At 31.4% G+C, this 21470-nt stretch carries 19 protein-coding genes; 7 read left to right on the plus strand and 12 right to left on the minus strand.

Going from position 1 to position 21470, the window contains the following annotated elements:
* Positions 1-140: 140 nt before the first annotated feature.
* Positions 141-2750, minus strand: coding sequence for an ATP-dependent chaperone ClpB (clpB, locus tag ACFSSB_RS00140; protein WP_379899705.1), 2610 nt, complete (start codon positions 2748-2750; stop codon positions 141-143).
* A gap of 206 nt (positions 2751-2956) precedes the next feature.
* Here clpB and ytxJ point away from each other — a divergent pair, with 206 nt between their 5' ends.
* A complete protein-coding gene (gene ytxJ, locus ACFSSB_RS00145; RefSeq protein WP_379900337.1) occupies positions 2957-3349 on the plus strand; it encodes a bacillithiol system redox-active protein YtxJ in 393 nt (130 codons plus the stop codon).
* Here ytxJ and ACFSSB_RS00150 read toward each other — a convergent pair.
* The 7 genes from ACFSSB_RS00150 to ACFSSB_RS00180 all read right to left on the minus strand — a co-directional run bounded on the left by ACFSSB_RS00150 (position 3346) and on the right by ACFSSB_RS00180 (position 11432).
* Positions 3346-5100 (minus strand): sodium:solute symporter, encoded by a 1755-nt coding sequence (locus ACFSSB_RS00150; protein ID WP_379899707.1) that lies wholly within the window; start codon positions 5098-5100, stop codon positions 3346-3348. The genes ytxJ and ACFSSB_RS00150 overlap by 4 nt on opposite strands.
* Positions 5101-5257: 157 nt before the next feature.
* Positions 5258-7786: a PIG-L family deacetylase gene (locus tag ACFSSB_RS00155; protein ID WP_379899709.1), complete on the minus strand. Its 2529-nt coding sequence runs from the start codon at positions 7784-7786 to the stop codon at positions 5258-5260.
* An 88-nt stretch (positions 7787-7874) separates the two neighbouring features.
* Positions 7875-8420, minus strand: coding sequence for a mechanosensitive ion channel domain-containing protein (locus ACFSSB_RS00160; protein ID WP_379899711.1), 546 nt, complete (start codon positions 8418-8420; stop codon positions 7875-7877).
* A 59-nt stretch (positions 8421-8479) separates the two neighbouring features.
* The gene (locus tag ACFSSB_RS00165) at positions 8480-9067 is read right to left on the minus strand and encodes a Maf-like protein (protein WP_379899713.1); all 588 of its coding nucleotides are present in this window, start codon (positions 9065-9067) and stop codon (positions 8480-8482) included.
* Positions 9067-9981, minus strand: a complete 915-nt coding sequence (locus tag ACFSSB_RS00170; RefSeq protein ID WP_379899716.1) for a geranylgeranylglycerol-phosphate geranylgeranyltransferase — start codon at positions 9979-9981, stop codon at positions 9067-9069. The genes ACFSSB_RS00165 and ACFSSB_RS00170 overlap by 1 nt, the downstream gene beginning before the upstream one ends.
* A 121-nt stretch (positions 9982-10102) precedes the next feature.
* Positions 10103-10633, minus strand: a complete 531-nt coding sequence (locus ACFSSB_RS00175) for a KdsC family phosphatase (RefSeq protein ID WP_379899718.1) — start codon at positions 10631-10633, stop codon at positions 10103-10105.
* A gap of 7 nt (positions 10634-10640) precedes the next feature.
* Entirely contained in the window at positions 10641-11432 is a 792-nt protein-coding gene (locus tag ACFSSB_RS00180) for a Rossmann-like and DUF2520 domain-containing protein (RefSeq protein WP_379899720.1), read from the minus strand.
* A gap of 83 nt (positions 11433-11515) precedes the next feature.
* Between ACFSSB_RS00180 and ACFSSB_RS00185 the strand changes: the two genes are divergently transcribed.
* The 3 genes from ACFSSB_RS00185 (at position 11516) to mscL (ending at position 15976) form a co-directional block, all read left to right on the plus strand.
* A complete protein-coding gene (locus ACFSSB_RS00185; RefSeq protein WP_379899722.1) occupies positions 11516-11920 on the plus strand; it encodes a group III truncated hemoglobin in 405 nt (134 codons plus the stop codon).
* 235 nt (positions 11921-12155) lie between these two features.
* Positions 12156-15329 carry a cytochrome c biogenesis protein gene (gene ccsA / locus ACFSSB_RS00190; protein WP_379899724.1) on the plus strand — a complete coding sequence of 1058 codons (3174 nt, stop codon included), beginning with the start codon at positions 12156-12158 and terminating at the stop codon, positions 15327-15329.
* A 200-nt stretch (positions 15330-15529) separates the two neighbouring features.
* Positions 15530-15976, plus strand: a complete 447-nt coding sequence (gene mscL, locus ACFSSB_RS00195; RefSeq protein ID WP_379899726.1) for a large conductance mechanosensitive channel protein MscL — start codon at positions 15530-15532, stop codon at positions 15974-15976.
* On the opposite strand, the gene ACFSSB_RS00200 is transcribed toward mscL, so the two are convergent.
* The 3 genes from ACFSSB_RS00200 to ACFSSB_RS00210 all read right to left on the minus strand — a co-directional run bounded on the left by ACFSSB_RS00200 (position 15973) and on the right by ACFSSB_RS00210 (position 17987).
* The gene (locus ACFSSB_RS00200) at positions 15973-16353 is read right to left on the minus strand and encodes a hypothetical protein (RefSeq protein ID WP_379899728.1); all 381 of its coding nucleotides are present in this window, start codon (positions 16351-16353) and stop codon (positions 15973-15975) included. The genes mscL and ACFSSB_RS00200 overlap by 4 nt on opposite strands.
* A gap of 268 nt (positions 16354-16621) precedes the next feature.
* Entirely contained in the window at positions 16622-17356 is a 735-nt protein-coding gene (locus ACFSSB_RS00205) for a response regulator transcription factor (protein ID WP_379899730.1), read from the minus strand.
* Between the two features lie 49 nt (positions 17357-17405).
* A complete protein-coding gene (locus ACFSSB_RS00210; protein ID WP_379899732.1) occupies positions 17406-17987 on the minus strand; it encodes a pseudouridine synthase in 582 nt (193 codons plus the stop codon).
* A 457-nt stretch (positions 17988-18444) separates the two neighbouring features.
* On the opposite strand from ACFSSB_RS00210, the gene ACFSSB_RS00215 reads away from it, so the two are divergent.
* The 3 genes from ACFSSB_RS00215 (at position 18445) to rlmF (ending at position 20740) form a co-directional block, all read left to right on the plus strand.
* Positions 18445-18600, plus strand: a complete 156-nt coding sequence (locus ACFSSB_RS00215; protein ID WP_379899734.1) for a hypothetical protein — start codon at positions 18445-18447, stop codon at positions 18598-18600.
* 99 nt (positions 18601-18699) lie between these two features.
* Positions 18700-19857 carry a trans-sulfuration enzyme family protein gene (locus ACFSSB_RS00220; protein ID WP_379899736.1) on the plus strand — a complete coding sequence of 386 codons (1158 nt, stop codon included), beginning with the start codon at positions 18700-18702 and terminating at the stop codon, positions 19855-19857.
* Entirely contained in the window at positions 19850-20740 is an 891-nt protein-coding gene (rlmF, locus tag ACFSSB_RS00225) for a 23S rRNA (adenine(1618)-N(6))-methyltransferase RlmF (protein WP_379899738.1), read from the plus strand. The genes ACFSSB_RS00220 and rlmF overlap by 8 nt, the downstream gene beginning before the upstream one ends.
* A 25-nt stretch (positions 20741-20765) precedes the next feature.
* Here the strand turns inward: rlmF and ACFSSB_RS00230 are convergent, their stop codons facing one another.
* A complete protein-coding gene (locus ACFSSB_RS00230) occupies positions 20766-21461 on the minus strand; it encodes a DUF2490 domain-containing protein (RefSeq protein ID WP_379899740.1) in 696 nt (231 codons plus the stop codon).
* Positions 21462-21470 lie beyond the last annotated feature (9 nt).

Here is a 21470-nt window from a genome sequence, read left to right on the forward strand (position 1 = left end):
TTAAATTTTAAGACTTACGCTGTTTTTTAACTAACTAACCAACTTAATATAAAAACGTATAAACTTTTGAGTTATTTTACGTTAACAATACTTTATGATTTATGCTATATAGAGGTGTTTCTATATAAGCATGTTTTATTTTATACTTCTTCGCTAACCAAACTATTTTGGTTTCTAAAAACTAGTTTACCATCAAAAGCATCTAACAGAATAATACTATCTGTAGTTACAGTTCCTGCAAGTATTTCTTTACTTAAAGCATTTAATACTTCTTTTTGTATAACACGTTTTACAGGTCTTGCACCATATTCAGGGTTGTAACCTTTGTCTGCTAAATACTGTACTGCTTCTGAAGTAGCATCAAAAGTAATACCTTGTTGAGCAACCATTTTAGTAATAGATTTTAACTGTAAACCAACAATGTCTACAATGTTTTCTTTGCTTAAAGGTGTAAACATAATAGTATCATCTATTCGGTTTAAAAACTCAGGTCTTACGTTTTGTTTTAATAAAGCTAAAACATCTACTTTAGCAGCTTCAATTGCAGAATCTATATCTTTAGTAGCTTCAAAACGTTGTTGTATAATATCGCTTCCCATGTTTGAGGTCATGATAATTATAGCGTTTTTAAAATCTGCTACACGACCTTTGTTATCTGTTAATCTACCTTCATCTAATACTTGTAATAAAATATTAAAGGTATCTGGATGCGCTTTTTCAATTTCGTCTAAAAGTACTACAGAGTAAGGTTTTCTACGTACTGCTTCTGTAAGTTGTCCTCCTTCATCATAACCAACATATCCTGGAGGTGCACCAACTAGTCTACTAACTGCATGACGTTCTTGGTATTCACTCATGTCTATTCTAGTCATGGCGTTTTCATCATCAAAAAGATATTCTGCTAAGGCTTTAGCTAACTCTGTTTTACCAACACCAGTAGTACCAAGAAATAAAAAGGTTCCTATTGGTTTTTGTGGGTTTTGTAAACCAGCTCTACTACGTCTAACGGCATCACTAACTGCAACAATAGCTTCTTCTTGACCAACCACACGTTTATGTAATTCGTCTTCTAGTTTTAAAAGTTTTTCTCTGTCACTTTGCAGCATTTTTGAAACAGGAATTCCTGTCCATTTTGCAACCACATCGGCAATATCTTCATATGTAACTTCTTCTTTTATTAAAGAACTTTCGCTTTGGTTTTCTTGCAATTCTTTTTGCAATTTTTCTAAGCGTTCTTGAGCATCTTTAATTTTTCCGTAGCGTATTTCTGCTACTTTACCATAGTCTCCTTCACGCTCTGCACGTTCTGCTTCTAGCTTAAATTCTTCAATATCAGATTTTGCAGTCTGTATATTGTCTACAACTTCTTTTTCGCTTTTCCATTTGGCAAAAATTTCATTGCGTTCTTCTTTTAGGTTTGCTAAATCAGCACGTAGTGCTTTTAGTTTTACTTCGTCTTTTTCACGTTTTATCGCTTCAATTTCAATTTCTAACTGCATGATTTTTCTATCTAAAACATCAAGTTCTTCAGGTTTAGAATTGATTTCCATGCGTAGTTTTGATGCAGCCTCATCCATTAAATCAATGGCTTTGTCTGGTAAAAAACGATTGGTAATATATCTTTCAGAAAGTTCTACAGCACCAATAATTGCTTCGTCTTTAATACGTACTTTATGGTGTGTTTCATACTTTTCTTTAATTCCTCTTAAAATAGAAATAGCACTTTCTGTATCAGGCTCATTCACCATTACCTTTTGAAAACGACGCTCTAAAGCTTTGTCTTTTTCAAAGTATTTTTGGTACTCATCTAAAGTGGTTGCACCAATGGCACGTAACTCACCACGAGCTAATGCAGGTTTTAAAATATTGGCAGCATCCATGGCTCCTTGACCACCACCAGCTCCTACAAGCGTGTGTATCTCATCAATAAATAGAACAATGTCTCCATCACTTTCTGTGACTTCTTTAATAACTGCTTTTAGTCTTTCTTCAAACTCTCCTTTAAATTTAGCTCCAGCAATTAACGCTCCCATATCTAGGGCAAAAATTTGCTTGTCTACTAAATTTTCAGGAACATCTCCATCTACAATTCTGTGTGCTAAACCTTCTGCAATGGCTGTTTTACCAGTTCCTGGCTCTCCAACTAAAATTGGGTTGTTTTTTGTTCTACGAGATAAAATTTGAAGGATTCTACGTATTTCTTCATCACGACCAATTACAGGATCTAATTTTCCGTCTTTGGCTAATTGATTTAAATTTTTAGCGTATTTATTTAAAGAGTTATATGTTTCTTCTTGACTTTGTGAAGTTACTCGATCTCCTTTTCTTAGTTCTTCAATAGCTGCTTGCAATCCTTTTTCGGTTACACTTTGATCTTTTAAAATTTGAGCAATTTTGCTTTTCGATTTAAAAATAGCAAGTATTAAATGTTCTAAAGAAACATAATCGTCATTCATTTTTTTTGCAATGATAGATGCTTCGTTTAGCATTTTTCCTGCTTCACGAGACGCCATAATATCACCACCAGAAACTTTAGGGAAACTTTCTAATTCTTTATCTAGTATTTGTTGTAAAATAGTAACGTTTACATTTAATTTTTTTAAAAGAAATGGTAAAACATTTTCATCTACATCAAAAATTGCTTTAAAAATATGTTCGTTTTCAATTTGTTGGTGTCCATAGCTTTGCGCGATTTGTTGCGCCTTTTGTATGGCTTCTTGTGATTTAATTGTATAATTGTTAAAATTCATAGGTTGTTGTGTTTTATAGTTTCTATAAATTCCGATATTTATCAAGAATTATATAGTATTATTTTTGTTTTCTGAATAGCTTAAGACAACAATCTTACCAATACTAATTAGAAGACAAAATGTCTGAAATAGCTTATGAACGAGTGACTTTTAGTCAGTTTGTAAGTTTATCGTATTACATCGACTTAATTAAAAAGATACAAAAAATGAGTTTATTAAACAAGATATTTGGAGGTTCAAAAGAGCCTAAAGAAGAAAAAGTGTTGCCTTGGATACCTTTAACCGAAACTAGCCAATTAGCAACTATAGCACAAAAATCGAATACCAAAACACAGGTGATTTTTAAGCACTCTACACGTTGCGGGATTAGTAGAATGGTAATGAATCAATTTGTTGCTATGTATGATTTAACTGAAGCAGACTTAGATTTATATTACCTTGATTTGTTAAATTACAGATCGGTTTCTGATGAGGTAGGAGTTGAGTTTATGGTCATGCATGAGTCTCCACAATTACTAGTTATAAAAAATGGTAATGTAATTACTCATGCTTCACATGGTGGAATTAATGATATTAATTTACAAGATTTTGTAAGTTAGAGCATTACCACATAACCAAAACTACATAAAGCAAGAGCTATTACGGTTAATGCTAGTATGCTTTTGTTTCTTAAATCTTTAAAAGAAATAAGCAAAGCAATAGTCATAACTAATAAGCAACCTACAAAATTTAGCCATAAAAACGGAAGGTTTATAAGTTCATATTGATTTAATAAAAATAAACCTATTACTAGCATTTGTGTAATTAAAGCAGCTACAAATACAGCATTTGCTTTAACGCTTTTAAAGAAAAAGGCAAGGAGAAAAATTCCTAAAACATTACCATAAAAAATAGAGCCAATAATATTTACTAGCTGAATTAAATTTTCAGCTAGATTGGCTATACAGGCAACAGCAATGGCTATAATTCCCCAAGCAAGGGTAAACCATCTAGAGGTTTTTACCATTTCTTCGTCTGTTTTTTCACTAGTATTACGCTTGTATAAATCTATAGTTGTGGTGCTTGCTAAGGCATTAAGCTCACTAGATGTACTAGACATAGCTGCACTTAAAATTACAGCCAATAATAAACCAATTAATCCTCTTGGTAAGTTGTTTAATATAAAGTGAATGAATACGTAATCTTTATCATTACTTTCTACTTTTATTTGCGCTGCTTCTCCTGCTTTTTCAATTAGTAGCTTTGCATCGTTTCTAATGGCATCATTAGCTTGATTGGCTAAATGAATTTCGTTTTTTAGCTCTTCAGTTTCAGAAGTAGTATAATTATTAATGATGCTTTGCTTGGTATCAAATATTTTTTCTTGTTCCTGTTGAAGCGTTTGGTATTCTGAAGCGTATTCCGAATTTAAAACCAAGGCTGTTGCTGTAGGATTAAAATTTACAGGAGCTGGATTAAACTGATAAAACACAAAAACCATTACACCTACTAGTAAAATAAAAAATTGCATAGGTACTTTTAATAAACCATTAAAAAGGAGTCCTAATTGCATTTCTTTTAAAGATTTACCAGAAAGGTAACGTTGTACTTGACTTTGATCTGTACCAAAATAAGAAAGCATTAAAAAAGTTCCGCCAATAATACCAGACCAAAAGGTGTATCTGTTATTTAGGTTAAAAGAAAAGTCTAGCACTTCCATTTTTCCGCTAGCACCAGCAATATGTAATGCTTTAGAAAATGTAATGTCTGCAGGAAGTTTGTTTATTATTAAAATAAAAGCAATAATCATTCCTGTAAAAATCACTACCATTTGGTGTTTTTGTGTCACGTTTACAGCACGTGTACCACCAGAAACGGTGTAAATAATAACCAATACACCAATAATGATGTTTAGTAATAACAAGTTCCAACCTAGTACAGCCGAAAGTATAATGGCAGGAGCAAATATGGTAATACCAGCAGCTAAGCCACGTTGTATTAAAAATAAAATTGCAGTTAGCGTTCTTGTTTTTAAATCGAATCTGGTTTCTAAAAACTCATAGGCTGTATACACTTTTAGTTTGTGATATAGCGGAATAAAAACCATGCAAATTACTACCATGGCTATGGGTAAACCAAAATAGAATTGCACAAAACCCATTCCGTCATTAAATGCTTGTCCAGGAGTAGAAAGAAAAGTAATAGCACTTGCTTGTGTTGCCATTACAGATAAACCAATAGTCCACCATTTAGAGGAATTTCCACCTTTTAAATAATCTTGTACATTTTTACTTCCGCGTGTTTGCCATGTACCATAAACAACAATAAGTAATAAGGTGCTAATAAGCACAATCCAATCTAATGTTTGCATATTTTAAAGCGCTTTGGTTATAAAGTAAAAAGCAAGGATATAGACTGCGTTGGCAACAAGTACTAGTGTGTACATGTTATTCCATTTATATTTTGGTTGCTTCATTGGTTGTTGGTTTTAATGTGTTGGTAAACAGTATGTGTAAACTTGTGCTTGTTTACTGTTTTACAGTGTTTTCTGTGTTTATATTGTCTTTACCAATACTTAGCATATTAGCAAATAATCTATATGCTCCAGAAACTCCTGCAGGAAACTCTCTAAAGAAACTTAATCCTGTGTATATATAATATCCTTTACCATGTTTTGCAACTAGTAAACTTCCTTTTTTAGCAGACTCTCCTTTGTCGTGCATAGATAGAATAGGAGTGAAGGCTTTAGACCATTTGTTTGGAAAATATAAACCGCGTTCTTGCGTCCATCCTTCAAAATCTTTTTGGGTTATTTTATTCGGAAAATTAAGCAACTCATGATCTGGTTTTAGTAAAGTTACTTTAGCATTTTCATTGGTTACTCTATCTCTAGAAAGTTCTAACGAGTAAGGCGCAAGTTGCTCTGTTTTTAATCTTCGGTTGGTGTTGTATTGTACAATCATGTTTCCGCCATTAGCTACAAAATCAAATAAAATTTGCTGTTTAAACTTTAATGCTTCCACTGTGTTATAGGCACGAATACCAACCACTACAGCATCAAATTGGCTTAAGGTATCTGCATTAATAGCTTCTGGTTTTAAGGTAACTACATGGTAACCTATTTGTTGTAAGCTTTCAGGAACCACATCTCCTGCACCTTCAATATAAGCAATATTTTGTCCTCTTTTTTGGATGTCTAAACGAACCACTTTGCTTTCGCTAGGAAGTAAAACCGTTTGAAACGGAATGTGGTTATAGTCAATTTCAATAAGTTCTTTGGTGAATGTTTTATCGCTAATATGAAGCTTAGGAGTTATAAATCCTTCATTTTGATTTTTAGGAGGAATAATAGTAAATACTAAGGTTTGTTCTTGTCCTTTATTAGCTATAGAAATTTTTTGCTTTTTAGGAAAAATACTCCATCCTTCAGGATGCTCTATTTCAAGAAATCCTTCTAGCTTATCTTTTCCTGCTTTTACAACCACAGGAATTTCCTTTGGAGCATCATTTTCAAAAATGATTACTTTTTCAGCAATTTTAACCGAAGCTTCAGGAATAATTTCAAAAGGTTTGTAAACTTCTCCTTTTACAGGATCATTGGTTTTGTAAACAATAGGTTTGGTGTAGCTTATAGAAACGTTTTGAATGTTTAAATTAAAAGTTACATTAAAATATCGAGGTGTTTCGGGTTTACCAATTAAACTTTTATCGTCTACTTGATACATACCAAGCGTTCCTTTTTTTGTTAACCAATAAGGTGTTGTTGGTTCTTGATTAGCTTGTATTGGTAAGTTATCTTCTAGTTCTTGTTTTTCATTAGGTTTTAAATGCATTGCTACAGCAGTAGGTGTTGTGTCATGAAGAATAGAGTAGCTGTTTAAGGTAATATTGGCGTTGCTTCTGTTAATTGCTTCTATGTTAATTTTTACCTCTTCGTTATCTGTTGCATGATTGGTTTCTGCTACAGCTTCTAAATATAAACCTGAGCAATTATAGATAAGGTTTTTAATTTCTTCAGACTTAATTGTTCTCCAATGTGCATCTTCTAGTTTTTCAATTAACGTGTAGGCTTTTAATAATTCAGGAATAGAAGCAGCAGGATTGGTAAAATCAAAATCTTTTTCTACTTGGTATAAAATGTTTCCTATTTCTTTTCCGCCAGCAATACGATTCCAAGAGGTGTCAATTCCCTCAAAAATATTCGATTTATCTGAAGGCATTTCACCTTTAATCAATTCTATATATTCCATTTGGCTACCACGAGTTCCTGTGTTACCAAAACCTTGTGATTTGTGTTGGCTTCTACTTAGCGAAGCAATTTCGGTATTACTCAATCCTATTGAAGGATAGTAGGTACCAATATCAAAATGTAAAAGTTTGCTTTTATCTGCTTTTTCAAATTTTTCTTGGCTACCATAAAACCACCAGGAAGTATTAAAAAATACGCGTTTTGCTTGCCATAAACTAGTGTTTTGTAGTTGGTCTGGATAAGCATTTTTATTGTTGGTAAGATCAAAAGCTTCTAAACTTAACATAGCAGAACTAGTGTGGTGGCCATGTGTGGTACCTGGACTTCTGTGGTCAAAACGATTGATGATTACATCTGGTTTAAATTGTCTTATAGCTAAAACTACATCGCTTAATACTTCTTCTTTGTTCCATATTGCTAATGTTTCATCTGGATGTTTAGAATAACCAAAATCATTAGCTCTAGTAAAGCGTTGTTCACCACCATCAATATTTCTTGCAGTAAGAAGTTCTTGCGTTCTTATTACACCAAGAAGTTCTCTAATTTCTGGGCCAATTAGGTTTTGTCCTCCATCACCACGTGTAAGCGAAAGGTATGCTGTACGTGCTTTTACTTGATTAGACAGGTAAGAGATGAGTCTGGTGTTTTCATCATCTGGATGCGCAGCAACATATAATACAGAGCCTAGAAAATTAAGTTTTTTTAAAGACTCAAAAATCTGAGAGGCATTTGGTTTTTTGGGTTGTTGGGCTTGTAGGCTAGTAAAGGAAAAAAGTAGAATAAAAAAAAAGGGTAGTAGCTTTCGCATAGTTTCAGATTGTTTAATATCCAAATATAAAAAAGAAAGCAGCCTTGAGGTTTGTTTTAATTTTTATTTAACGAAACTTTAAGGGGTTTTATAGCAAGTCTGCGCCATGTTCAAAATCTTCAATAGCGTCTTTTTTTACAAGTGTAACTGCTTTTTGTAAAATAAGGTTGTTTGGGTAGGTTACTAAATCGCCATTGTTTTTCCTAAGGTGTAATTGAAAAGCTCTAATGTCTTCAATAATGGCTTCTATAGGAAAATCTTTATCGTGAATTTGTATTTTATCACCTACTTTATAAGGAAAAGAAAAAAACATAATTACACCAGAAGTAATATTACTTAGTATAGACCAAATAGCAAATAACGCTATACCTATAACGGCAAAAACAGAAGAAAAAACCAATGCAAGGTCTTTAAATTGCGCTCCAAAAATAAAGGCTAAAATTAAACTTAAAATTAAAAATAAGCTAACCGATGAATATCTGATGATTAATTGAATTCTAGCTTCGTTTATTCCAGATTTTCTTCCAATTTTTCTAATAGATACCTTTTGGAGCATCCAGATAACAAAAAAGATAGCTATCACTATTAAGGAGTTAATAAGTGCTTCTTGGTGTATATGTAGTAGATTTTTCATATGCTTTGCTAAATAACAAAGATAAAAGAGAAAAAGTTATTAATTACAAAAACAAGGAGTTAGTTCACTATTTCTAATAGCGTATCATATACTAAATGCACAGGCAAACCTACAACATTGTAGTATGAGCCTTCAATTTTAGTTATAGCTATAAGGCCAATCCATTCTTGAATACCATAAGCACCAGCTTTATCATAAGGTTTAAAGGTGTCTATATAATAGTGTATTTCTTTTTCTGTTAGAGCTTTAAAAGTTACTTTGGTGACAGCGCTCACTGTTTTTTCTGAAGTTTTAGTAGTAAAACAAACCGAAGTTATAACTTCATGTGTTGCGTTGCTTAAGCTTTGTAGTGTTTTAAACGCTTCGTCTTTATCTCTAGGTTTTCCTAGTGCTTTTTCATTGTGCCAAACAATAGTATCACTAGTTACTAAAATATCTTTGTCTTTTAAATTGTCTTTAAAAGGAAGTGATTTAAGCTGTGCTAAATAATCTGTAATTTCAAAATGACGTAAACGTTCAGGATATTCTTCAACTACAGGTTTTAGTTGAATTTGAAAATCTAAGTCTAAATCTTTAAAAAACTGTTGTCTTCTTGGTGATGCAGAAGCTAAAATAAGATTGTAATTTTTTAGTTTTTCTTTCAGCATTATTTTAAAATTAAAGGATAAAGAGACATAGAAAGCATACCAAAAAGCATGACTAGTTTTAATATTAAACTAATATGCGTGTAGTCTTTTTTTGTTTCTGCAATAAATATTTTTATGCTTGTATAAATAAGAGGAGCTAGTATACATAGTAAAAAGTACCCTACAACAAGCTCTTGTTTGTATAAATACGTAGTAGTATAAAATACAACGGCTAGTATTGGCAGTATAGAAATGATGAAAATAATATTTTTTGTTCTGCTTCTACCAATGGCAATAGGTAAGGTGTTTATTTGTGCTTTGTAATCACCTTCTATGTCTTCCATGTCTTTTATCATTTCGCGTACAAGATTTATTATAAAAGCAAAAAGAGCATAGTCTACTACAATTTTAAAAAAGGTTAATTGGGTTTCTTTGTTTGCGGTGTTTATGGCAGGAAGAAGATCAAATATACCAACAATAATCAAGCTTAAAGCGACTAAACAAGAAATGACAATATTACCAATAAAAGGCAGTTGCTTTAAATACGAAGCGTAAATATATAGCAATGCAGAAATGATAACAAAAAGAGTAAAAAACGGACTTTTGCCAACAGCGTGCGATAAATAAAAACCTAGCGCAACACCAATAATATTAAATATAAAAAAAAGCCTGTATGCCTTTTTTTCTGAAATAGATACGCCAACAATTACACGATTAGGTTTGTTTACAGTATCTGTTTCTGTATCATAAATATCATTTATAATATTTCCTGCTGCTGCCAAACATAGCGTAGCTAGAATTAAAATAGAAATGCCATAACCGTTTAATGTTAACGAAATGCCAAAAGGTTCAAACAGTGCGTATTTAATTAAAACTTGAACTAGTGCAATTAGTAAAAGGTTTTTCCAACGGATTAGTTTTAGAATGCTTTGCATTATTTTAAGTAAAAATTAAAAAGAGTAATTAAAAATGAATAATTAAAAATGGCAATCTAGATACAAATATTTCATAGGTATATAAACTGCCAACCGAACACTGCTCACTGCTTACTGAATACTAATCATATTTAGCATCAAAGCTACCATTCCATTTTCCTTGTACTTTAAGTACTTGTTCTATAACATCACGTGCAGCACCTTTACCACCATTTTTATGCGATACATATTTAGAAATTCCTTTGATTTCTGGTACAGCATCTTGCGGACAACAAGGCATACCAACCAATTTCATAACCGGAAAATCAGGTATGTCGTCTCCCATATATAAAGCATTTTCAAGTTGTAAGCCTTCTTGTTCAAGATAGGTATGAAGTTGGTCTATTTTGTTATGTGCACCAAGGTAAATGTCTGTAATGCCTAAACCTTCTAGACGTTTGCGTACACCTTCATTGCTTCCTCCAGAAATAATACAAACATGATATCCTTTGTCTATAGCTGTTTTTAAAGCGTAACCATCTTTAATGCTCATGGTTCTTAACATTTCGCCAGAAGTAGTAACAGTTACTGTTCCGTCTGTAAGTACTCCATCTACATCAAAAATAAATGTAGTGATTTGGTTTAAGTATTCTTTATAGCTTTTTTCTTCCATTATATTATTATTTGTTGGGCTTCGCTTTTGGGTTAACAAAAGGACTATGTGTTTTTTGTATAGATTGGGTTAGTAGTTCATAAACATCTTTATGGTGCGCATTGGTTAAGGCGTTTAGATGTTTTTTTATGGTTTTCTTATCGTTTCTTTTAGCAGGACCAGTTTGTGCAAGAAAAGGAGAAAGATCATCTAGTTTTCTAGCAGTTTCTTGAATTAAAGGTTTTAAAATATCAAATTCTGCACCTTCAGATTCTGTAATTTCATGAGCAATTCTGTATATCTGATTGGTAAAATTATTTACAAAAACAGCAGCTAAATGTAGTGCAGCACGTTGGTCGCTATTTACTTTATGCGGTTGGCTACCTATAGCTTCTGCTAATTCTTTTAAAATAGAAAAGTCTTCTTTTACTTTATGCGCTTCAATACATAAAGGTACCTTAGAAAAATCTACAGAAGCACCTTTGCTAAAAGTTTGTAAAGGATAAAATACACCGCGTTTGTGTTTTTTATCAATAGCATATAAGCTTACACTTCCAGAAGTGTGCACAACAAGTCGGTTGGTAAACGGAAGTTTTTCAGATAAGTCTGCAATGGCATCATCACTAACCGCCAAAATATAAATATCGGCTTCTACTAAATCTTCTAAATTATCGGTAATTGCAACCTTGTTTTTGTATTCTGCAATGGTTTTTAAGTTTCTATTATACCATTGTTTAACAGTAACTGCTTCGGTATTTGTAAACGCTTTAAATAGGTGTGTGGCTACATTTCCTGCACCAAGTAATACTACATTAATCATTTTGCTAAAATAATAAGAATAATCAATTACTAATTAAGAATTTTTAATTCCTTTATTCAAAATAAAGACTTAATTTCGAATACATGAATAAATCAGATATAAATACCAGAGAAGATATTTTTTTGTTAGTTAGTGCTTTTTATAAAAAAGTGCGTGCAGAAAAAACGCTAGGTCCTTTTTTTAACGAAACGATTACAGATTGGGATGCACATTTAGAGCACTTAACGACCTTTTGGGAAACGAGTTTATTTATGACCAGAAAACTAGAAAAAAAATATAAAGGAAATCCGCTAGAAGCACATATTAAAGTAGATAAAAAATTTAACCATAGCATAGACAATTTGCACTTTGGTATATGGTTGAATTTATGGTATCAAACCTTAGATGAATTATTTTCGGGTGAAGTTACTGAGAATGCCAAACGAAGAGCCAGAAAAATGGGCACCTTTATGTATATGAATATTTTTGAAGCTCGCCAAAAAAGCTAAATACCTAGTGAACAGTTTGTTTTGTGTAGTCTTATTGGCTTTTTTATTTTTTCTTATAAATTACATTTATGGTTTATAGATTTTTGGTTGCACTTATGCTATCCTGTTTTTAATAATCTATTCTCTTAGTTAAGGCATCTTTCTCTATAAAATCATGAAACTCTTTTTGCATTTTAACAGTTATTAACAAACAAAAATCCTTAAATTTGCACGAGCTAAAAATAAGCTTGTTATTATGCTAAAGAAACTCTCCAATATTCTGTTTTCAACCAGACTAACCGCATTACTTTTTGTTTTATTTGCAACAGCAATGGCTGTTGGTACTTTTATGGATGCAGGAATGGATACATCTCCTACACCATACAGTAGAAATTTAATTTATAACACTTGGTGGTTTGAAGGAATCATGTTGTTTTTTGTAATCAATTTTGCAGGAAATATATTTAGATACCGATTATATAAAAAAGAAAAATGGGCTACGCTAATACTGCATCTAGCTTTCCTTTTTATATTTATTGGTGCTTTTATTACGCGTTATGTAAGTTATGAAGGAATGATGCCTATTCGTGAAGGTGCTACCGAAAGTCAGTTCTTATCACAAAAAACATATATAACGACTTATATTGATGGAGATTATGAAATTAATGGCGTACCACAACGATTACCTGTAGAACGTCAAGTAGATTTTTCACCACGTTTAGAAAATAATTTTGAAGTACATACCAATTATAATAACCAACCAGTTAGTATAGAGTTAGAGAAATTTATTGGTGGAGCAGAAGAGGATATTATTCCTAGCGAAAATGGAGAAGAATACCTGAAAATAGTAGAAGCAGGAAGTGATGGGCCGCATAACCACTTTTTAAAATCTGGCGAAGTACAAAGTATTCATAATGTACTAATAGCATTAAATAAACCAACCGAAGGAGCTATAAATATTACCCAAGAAGGAGATAAGTTAAACATTTATTCTCCTTTTGAAGGGGAATATCTTACCATGGCTACCATGGCATCAGGAAAGTTAGTGAAAGACAGTTTACAACCATTAATTTTACGTTCGCGTTATGTTATTGGTAACATGCAAATGGTTTTTCCTAAGCCAGTGGTGAAAGGAGAATTTGATATTGTGAAAAAGTCGGAAATGTTTAAAGGAGACGAAGATGGTCTTGTTTTAAAAGTTACCGCTAATAGCGAAACTAAAAAAGTAGGATTGCTTGGTGGACCATACAAAAACAATGCATTTAAGCAAGTAAATATTGGAGGCTTAGATTTTGCTTTTCGTTATGGAGCTAAAGTTTTAGAACTTCCTTTTCAAATTAAACTTAACGATTTTATTGCAGAGCGTTATCCTGGTACAGAAAGAAGTTATTCTTCTTACGCAAGTGAAGTAACCGTTTTTGATGAAGAAAATGGCGATTTTGATTATAGAATTTACATGAACAATATATTAAACCATGGAGGTTATAAGTTTTTTCAATCTAATTTTGATCCAGATGAAAAAGGAACCATTCTTTCTGTAAATCATGATTTCTGGGGAACGTGGATTACTTATTTTGGGTATTTTATGCTTTTCTTTGGTATGATTGCAATTATGTTAGCAAAAGGAACAAGATTTTCAGATTTACGAAGACATTTAGAAAAAATTAAAGCTAAGAAATCTAAAACGCTTTCTTTAATTTTAGTGTGTTTAACCATGCAAACTTTTGCACAAGAAGAACAACACCAACAACCAACACCAGCACAAATAGATTCTATTTTAATTGCTAATGCTACACCTAAAGCGCATGCAGATAAATTTGGTAGATTGGTAATTCAAGATTTAAGCGGACGTATGATGCCAATGAATACGTATGCATCAGAACTTGTTAGAAAAATACACCATAAAGAAACTTACGCAGGATTAACTCCTAATCAAATACTACTTTCTATTAGTGAAAGTCCGTTGCTTTGGTATAACGTACCTATTATATACCTAAAGCCAATGCAAACAGATTCGCTTAAAACCATATTGGGTATTCCTAAAGACAAAAAGTATGCAACTATAGTAGATTTCTTTGATGAAAACCTAAGCTATAAGCTTAACCCTTATTTAGAAGATGCATACAAAACGAAATCTCCAAATGGTTACCAAAAAGAACTAAAATTGGCAGACCAACGTGCTACGTTATTGTCTAATGCTATTGAAGGTTTAACGTTAAAAATATTTCCTATACCAGAAGATGAAAATAATAAATGGATTTCTCCTTTTGAGTATAGAAAAGAAGGATATAAAGAAAAGATTACAGATTCTCTTTACGGAAACTTTATTAATTCAGGATTTTCAGCGTATTTGTTTACATTAAATAAAGCAAAACAAACAGGAGATTTTTCTGAAGCCGAAAAACTATTAGAATCTTTTAATAAAACACAGCATAAATATGGAGGTGATATTATGCTTAGTGAAAACAAAATAAGTGCTGAAATAAACTACAATAAATACAATATCTTTAAAACATTACATAGATATTATTTATTAGCAGGTTTTATAATGTTTGTGTTTTTAATTACACAAATATTAAGAAGTAATAGTAAAGGTATAGACCTTGCTGTAAAAATTGGTAAATGGCTAATTATAGCTTTATTTATTGCACATACTATTGGTTTAATAACTCGTTGGTATATTTCTGGCCATGCTCCTTGGAGTGATACTTATGAAACCATGTTATATGTAGCTTGGTCTGCCATGTTGTTTGGTTTATATTTTGGTAGAAAAAGTGATTTAACTATTGCATCTACAGCCTTTGTAGCATCTATTATTTTATTCTTTGCTCATCAAAACTGGTTAGATCCTGCAATTGCTAATCTACAACCAGTGTTAAATAGTTATTGGTTAATGATTCATGTATCTATAATTGTTGCTAGTTACGGACCATTTGTTCTAGGAATGATTCTAGGAGCAGTTTCTCTTATATTAATGATTGCTACTACAGATAAGAACAAAGATAAAATGTTGCTTAACATAAAAGAGCTAACCATTATTAATGAAATGGCTTTAACTGTTGGTTTAATTATGCTAACCATAGGAAACTTTCTTGGTGGTATGTGGGCTAATGAAAGTTGGGGAAGATATTGGGGTTGGGATCCTAAAGAAACTTGGGCATTAATTAGTATTATGGTATATGCTTTTGTAATTCACATGCGTTTGGTTCCAGGACTTCGTGGTAGATTTGGTTTTAACTTAATGTCTATCATTGCTTTTGCAAGTATTATGATGACCTATTTTGGAGTAAACTTTTATTTAGCAGGATTGCACTCTTATGCAAGTGGAGATCAAGTAATGAGTGTTAAAATTATTGGTATTTCTTGTGCAATTGTTGCCATACTAGGTTTCTTTTCCTACAGAAAATACGCTAAGTTTTATAAAAAGTAAACCATTTAGTAAGCGTTTTTTTAAGGCTACTAGTTGCTATTTGTAACTAGTGGTGGTGCAGTATATCGCTTTATTTCTATTATACTTACTTCTTGTTAGTACTTGAATTTTATTTATTTAGCTGAGGTTTACATTATTTCAATAAAATATATTGGTTATTAATGCAAACAAATATATTTGTAATATAAATATAAGCTAATATGAAATTTTTAAAGGAGTTTAAAGAGTTTGCCGTAAAAGGAAATATGATGGATATGGCAATAGGTATTATTATTGGTGCCTCTTTTAATAAGGTGATTGATGTACTTGTAAAAAAAATAATGATGCCTCCTTTGTCTTTAATGACCGACGGATTAAATTTTCAAGATAAAAAAGTAGTATTACGTGACGCTGTTGCAAATAGTGAAGGCGTAATAACAACTAAAGCAGTAGAATTAGAATATGGCGCTTTTTTTGAAGCTTCTCTTGATTTTTTAATTGTAGGGTTAACCGTGTTTTTGGTGGTAAAAGCAATGAATCGTTTGCGTAAAAAATCGCATGACGAAAAAGACGTAACTGTTGCTACTCCAAAAGATATTGAGCTTTTAGTAAAGCTTACCGATTTAATGGAGGAGCAAAATACATTATTAAAAAGTACTAAAAATTAAGAGAGTTTAATAGGCTCTTTATCTAAATTAAGATCATCAAGCATATCTTGTGTAAACTTGTAGTGGCCACGACGCGTAATCACTTTAAATCGATGATCTTTCATTCTAGTTAAAACATCTAAAAAACGCCATTTAGATTTTAAAAGTGTAGGTTGTTCACTTTTTAAACCAATTTCAAAATAGTGTTTTCTACCTGCTTTTTCTGCAACAATGTCTGGAGTGATTGATGCTTCTTCGCCTTTTCCTTTTTTTAAGTAAGATTTTGGAGTTTCATATCCTTCAATATCTGCCTTAATATTAGCAAAGCCCTTGTTTTCTAAATAAGAAATACTTTCTTTAATAAATTCTAAATTGTTTTGTTTATCTGCTGTTGTCATAACAAGTAATATATTAAAAATAAATCAGTTAAGCAAATTTTAAAAAATAAAACAATTAGGGGAGAACTAGAAAGCCATATACTAAACAAAAAAAACTGCCAAAAGTATATACTAATGACAGTTTATTATTTTACTTGATTAATAGCTATATATAACATTTTCCCTAATATAACATAATTAAACTCTAAAAATAGAAGTCTGACTATTAGCAAGTAACACAAATATAAATGTAAATATTTTAATACAAAATACCCTAAAGTGAGTATATTTAAATGACGTTAAATGCTTTTGCATACATAAACCAGTCGTAAAAAGAATGTAGGTTTAGCTTTTTTATAATGTGTTTTCGGTGTGTAGCTACAGTTTTGCTCGAAATAAAAAGTATGCTTGCGGTTTCTTTGTTGGATTTGCCTAGTACAATTTGTTTAAACACATCTAACTCTCTTTGTGTTAGGCTTTCAAATTTTTCTTTATTAATTTTAGCAAATAATAACTCATCTTTTAAATTTTTAATAGCTCCTTTAGTAAGTGGTAAATCGTTAAAAGCAATATCTAGAGATATAAACGGATTTTCGCTATTGGTAGATGTTGTTTTAGTATTCATTTTATGTTCTAAGTCAGAAAGCAAGTATTTTTCTGCTTCTTCTTCAAATAGAAAATATTTAGGCTGCAACTGGTTTGGGTTGTTCTCCATAGATTCTGTTACAGAAAGATGCGTTAAAGCGTCTTTAGATACTGTAAAGGCTATATTTACAAGTCCTAGAGGTATTTGTTTTCTAGAAATATTAATATCTATCCATCCATAAAGCTCTTCAGGTACTTTATAGTTAAAGTGCTCGTGGTTCCATAGTAAACATTTAGGTTTAACAATTTCAAATATTTTTTGAAACGCTAACATTTCCTGTTTAAAAATAGTAGCATTAAGTTGCTGGCCTGTCCATTTCTGGGCAAGAATAGGCTCACGGTTTTGTATGGTTAAATATTTGGATGTGTACAGATTCATAATAGCTTATAACCGTAAAAGTATTAAAATTCTTACCTTTATTTCGCTTTTAATTAAAAAAACTATTTACTTTTTCTATGCTTCCGGTTTCTTGTGTTAATAAAACGTTTGCTATGCGTACGCGAACCAATCTTAAAGTAGGAAAACCAACAGCTGCAGTCATTTTTCTAACTTGTCTAAACTTTCCTTCGGTTAGCGTAATTGAAACCCAAGAGGTTGGTCCGTGACGTGCATCTCTAACTTTACGGTTTGCAAAAGGAAAAGCACTTACGTTTTCTATACTTTTTGCTGCACAAGGTTTTGTAACATACTTTGATCCGTTTACACTAATTTCTACTCCATTTTGTAGTTGTTCAATGGCATCTGCAGTTATTATTCCGTCTACTTGTGCATAATATTCTTTTTCTACTTTAGCACTACGTATGGTTTCGCTAACCTTTCCGTCTGTGGTTAAAAATAGTAAGCCTTCTGAGTTTTCATCTAACCTACCAATAGCCATTGTGCCTTCCGGAAAATCAAATAGCTCTCCTAATAAGCGTTTGTTTCTTCGTTTATTTTGGTTGTTTATTAACTGGCTTAAATAACCATAAGGTTTGTGTAATATAAAATGTTGATGTTTTATTTGCTGCATGTTCGCAAATTAAAAATAATTAGAAAGCAAACTAGTTACTCTCTAATTATTTTGGCTATTAATACTATGCTATTATATGGTTATACTATGCATCTATTTAAGTAGTATGTCTACGTGTTTTAATTCGTTCTATAAAAATGTATGTTTTGTATTTCATTTTAAAAAAAAACTGCCATCTATAGCGTATGTATTTACAAAATAATAAAAGGGATATTTAATAAAATGCATTTTAGAGATTTATTATTGCAGACCAAATATAAAAAAATAATTGAACAAAAAAAAGTTAAATAACTGTAAGTTAGTTAGTTGTGATTTTTTTGTTTTGCTTGCAGCATGCAACACTTTTTTTAGATTACTTTTGTATGGTGACAAAAACTTTTATGTAATATGGTTTTAATTGAAATGTATATTGTAACCATTACCTTGAAGTAAGCATTTAACATTATTTACATTACTTATGCCAAAGCCTAAAGGACAAAAGAATACTAAAAACAAAGCAAAGCACTCGAAGCTAATTGCAAGAAAAGTGAACAAGCAAAAAGCTGAAAAAGCATTGCGTAAAGAACGTTTAAAAGAAATTATACAGCGTGCTAAAAATTCAGGAACAGAGTAAAGTAGCACTACAGTAATTTTTTTCTGTGATGTATGCTATATCCTTAGTGGTATACTATTATTTTTATATAACTTTATAACATAAAAAAGTAAGGTTATTATGAAAAATAAAAAACTAGGTATAAACACTATTTGTACGCATGTTGGCGAAACACCAGACTTACAGTTTAAAGGAGCTGTTTCTCCAATGTATATGTCTTCTTCTTATGAATTTATGGATGTAGATGTTAAACGTTATCCAAGATATTTTAATACACCAAATCAAGAATATTTAGCAAAAAAAATAGCTGCTTTAGAGCACGCTGAAGCTGCTATGATTTTTGGATCTGGTATGGCTGCAATTAGTACTGTTTTATTCGCTTTTTTAAAAGCTGGAGATCATGTCGTGGTGCAAAATGATATTTATGGCGGAACACGTAATCTTATTGAAAAACATTTTGAAGATTATAATATAGCATTTACGTTTACTAAAGATTTAGAAATTTCTTCATTCAAAGCGTGTATACAACCAAATACCAAACTTATATATATTGAAACACCTTCTAATCCCTTATTAAAATTAGTAGATATTGAAGCTGTTGCTACACTTGCAAAATCAGAAAATATAGTGTCTGTTATAGATAATACTTTTGCAAGTCCTATTGTACAAAATCCCGTAGATTTTGGTATCGATATTGTATTACATAGTGCTACTAAATATTTTGGTGGTCATAGTGATATTTGTGCAGGAGCCGTTGCTACAACACAAGAGTATATAGATACTATCTGGAAAACAGGAATTGCTTTTGGAGGTAGTTTAAGTGATTATACTGTTTGGTTGCTAGAACGAAGTATGAAAACTTTAGCAATTAGAGTAAAAGCACAACAACGTAATGCAAAAAAATTAGCCAAGTTTTTAAATACACATTCAGCAGTAGAAAAAGTATATTATCCTGGTTTAAAAAGTCATGAAAACCATGAACTAGCAAAAAAACAAATGAAAGGCTATGGTGCTATGCTGTCTTTTGAATTAAAAGAAAATATAGATGCCGCTTTATTTTTAAAAGCATTACAACTTATAAAACCTTCTATGAGTTTAGCAGGAATTGAAAGTACCATGTTATTGCCTTCTAAAACATCACATTCTTTATTAACTGCTGAAGCGAGAGAAGAGCAAGGAATAAAAGATGGTTTGATTCGTTTTTCGGTTGGTATAGAATCTAAAACAGATTTGATAGAAGATATTGAGCAAGCTTTAAAACAGGTTCTTCATGCATAAAAACAACAAGCATGTAAAAGGTTATGATTTTGAAATTTTACTAAAAGAATTACCAGAATTAGCTCCTTTTGTTTTTACAAATGCATATCAAACACAGACCATTGATTTTGCAAATCCGCAAGCGGTAAAAATGCTAAATAAGGCATTACTAAAAACATATTATGCTATCGATTATTGGGAGTTTGATGATGCGCATTTGTGTCCTCCAATTCCTGGTCGCGTAGATTATATACATCATATAGCAGAGCTGTTAAAACCTGATACCTTTAAAAATAAAATTCAAGTTTTAGACATTGGTACAGGAGCAACTTGTATTTATCCTTTACTTGGTGTTTCACAATATCATTGGCATTTTGTAGCAACAGATGTAGAAGAAAAAGCGTTGCAAAATGCACAGAAAATTATTAATAACAATGCTTTGCATGATGCTATTTCTTTACGATTGCAAAAAGATAAATCTAAAATTTTAGAAGGTATTATACAGCCTTCAGATGCATTTGCAGTAAGTATTTGTAATCCTCCGTTTTATAAAAATCAACAAGATGCGCTTGCGGCAACACAACGTAAGTTAAAAGGTTTAGGCAAGGAAACAGAAGAAGCAGTTAGAAATTTTAGCGGCACAGCAAGTGAACTTTGGTTTCCGGGTGGCGAAAAGGCTTTTTTACACAGTTATTTGTATGAGAGTTCTTTGTATAAAAAGAATTGCTTTTGGTTTACAAGTTTAGTGTCTAATAAAGACCTTGTAAAATCTATGCAAAAATCACTTAAAAAACTTGGAGCAACTCATGTAAAGGTAATTGCTATGCAACAAGGTAATAAGATTAGTAGAGTAGTGGCTTGGACTTTTTTAACAGCTGCAGAACAAAAAGATTGGAAGGCTTAATTTGTTTTAGAAATAAAAACAAGAATTAGCCTTTAGGTTTTGCTGTATTTGTTTTTCTAAAATCTGTTTGCATGCTAATACCTATCTGGATTCTATTTAAATTCTTTTTATTAATATGTTGTTTAAAATAATCTACATTTAATTGTACGTTTTTAAATGGTTGGTAACCAATACCAATAAAAAAACGATTTTCATGAAAAACTTGATCTTGAAAATGGATAAAAGGTTCGTCTTTTATATTTAAAGAAATCCATTTATTAAGCGTGTACTTTAAGCTAAATCTATAGCGTAACCTATTTTGCATAGTATTGCTGTGAGCAAATTGCAGAAAGCGTTGCTCTAATCTAAACCTATGCTGTGCACTAAAGGCGCCAAGTTTATGTTTGTAATTATATTGCTCATAAATCCTGTTTTCTTTTGTATTGAACAAATTATCATCACCAAAAACGCTATCAATATCTAAAAAAGCATAAGCTATACTTAAGGTCTGTTTTGGTTTAAAATGATAATTAAAGTTAAGACTAGCAAAAGTGACATTGTAATTTGATGTTAATTCATAATTATGTAATTCTGCATAAGGTGTGATGCTAAATTTTTCTGTAAATCTATGGTTAATTCCTAGTGTATACCAAGCACCTAAGTAGTCTTCGGCAGTTTTTTGAGCAAAGAGATTTGTTTGAAATAATAAAGCTATAAGTACTAGGAATGTTGTTGTTTTCATAGATAAAAT

The sequence above is a fragment of the Lacinutrix gracilariae genome (assembly GCF_042684485.1).
Taxonomy (GTDB): domain Bacteria; phylum Bacteroidota; class Bacteroidia; order Flavobacteriales; family Flavobacteriaceae; genus Oceanihabitans; species Oceanihabitans gracilariae.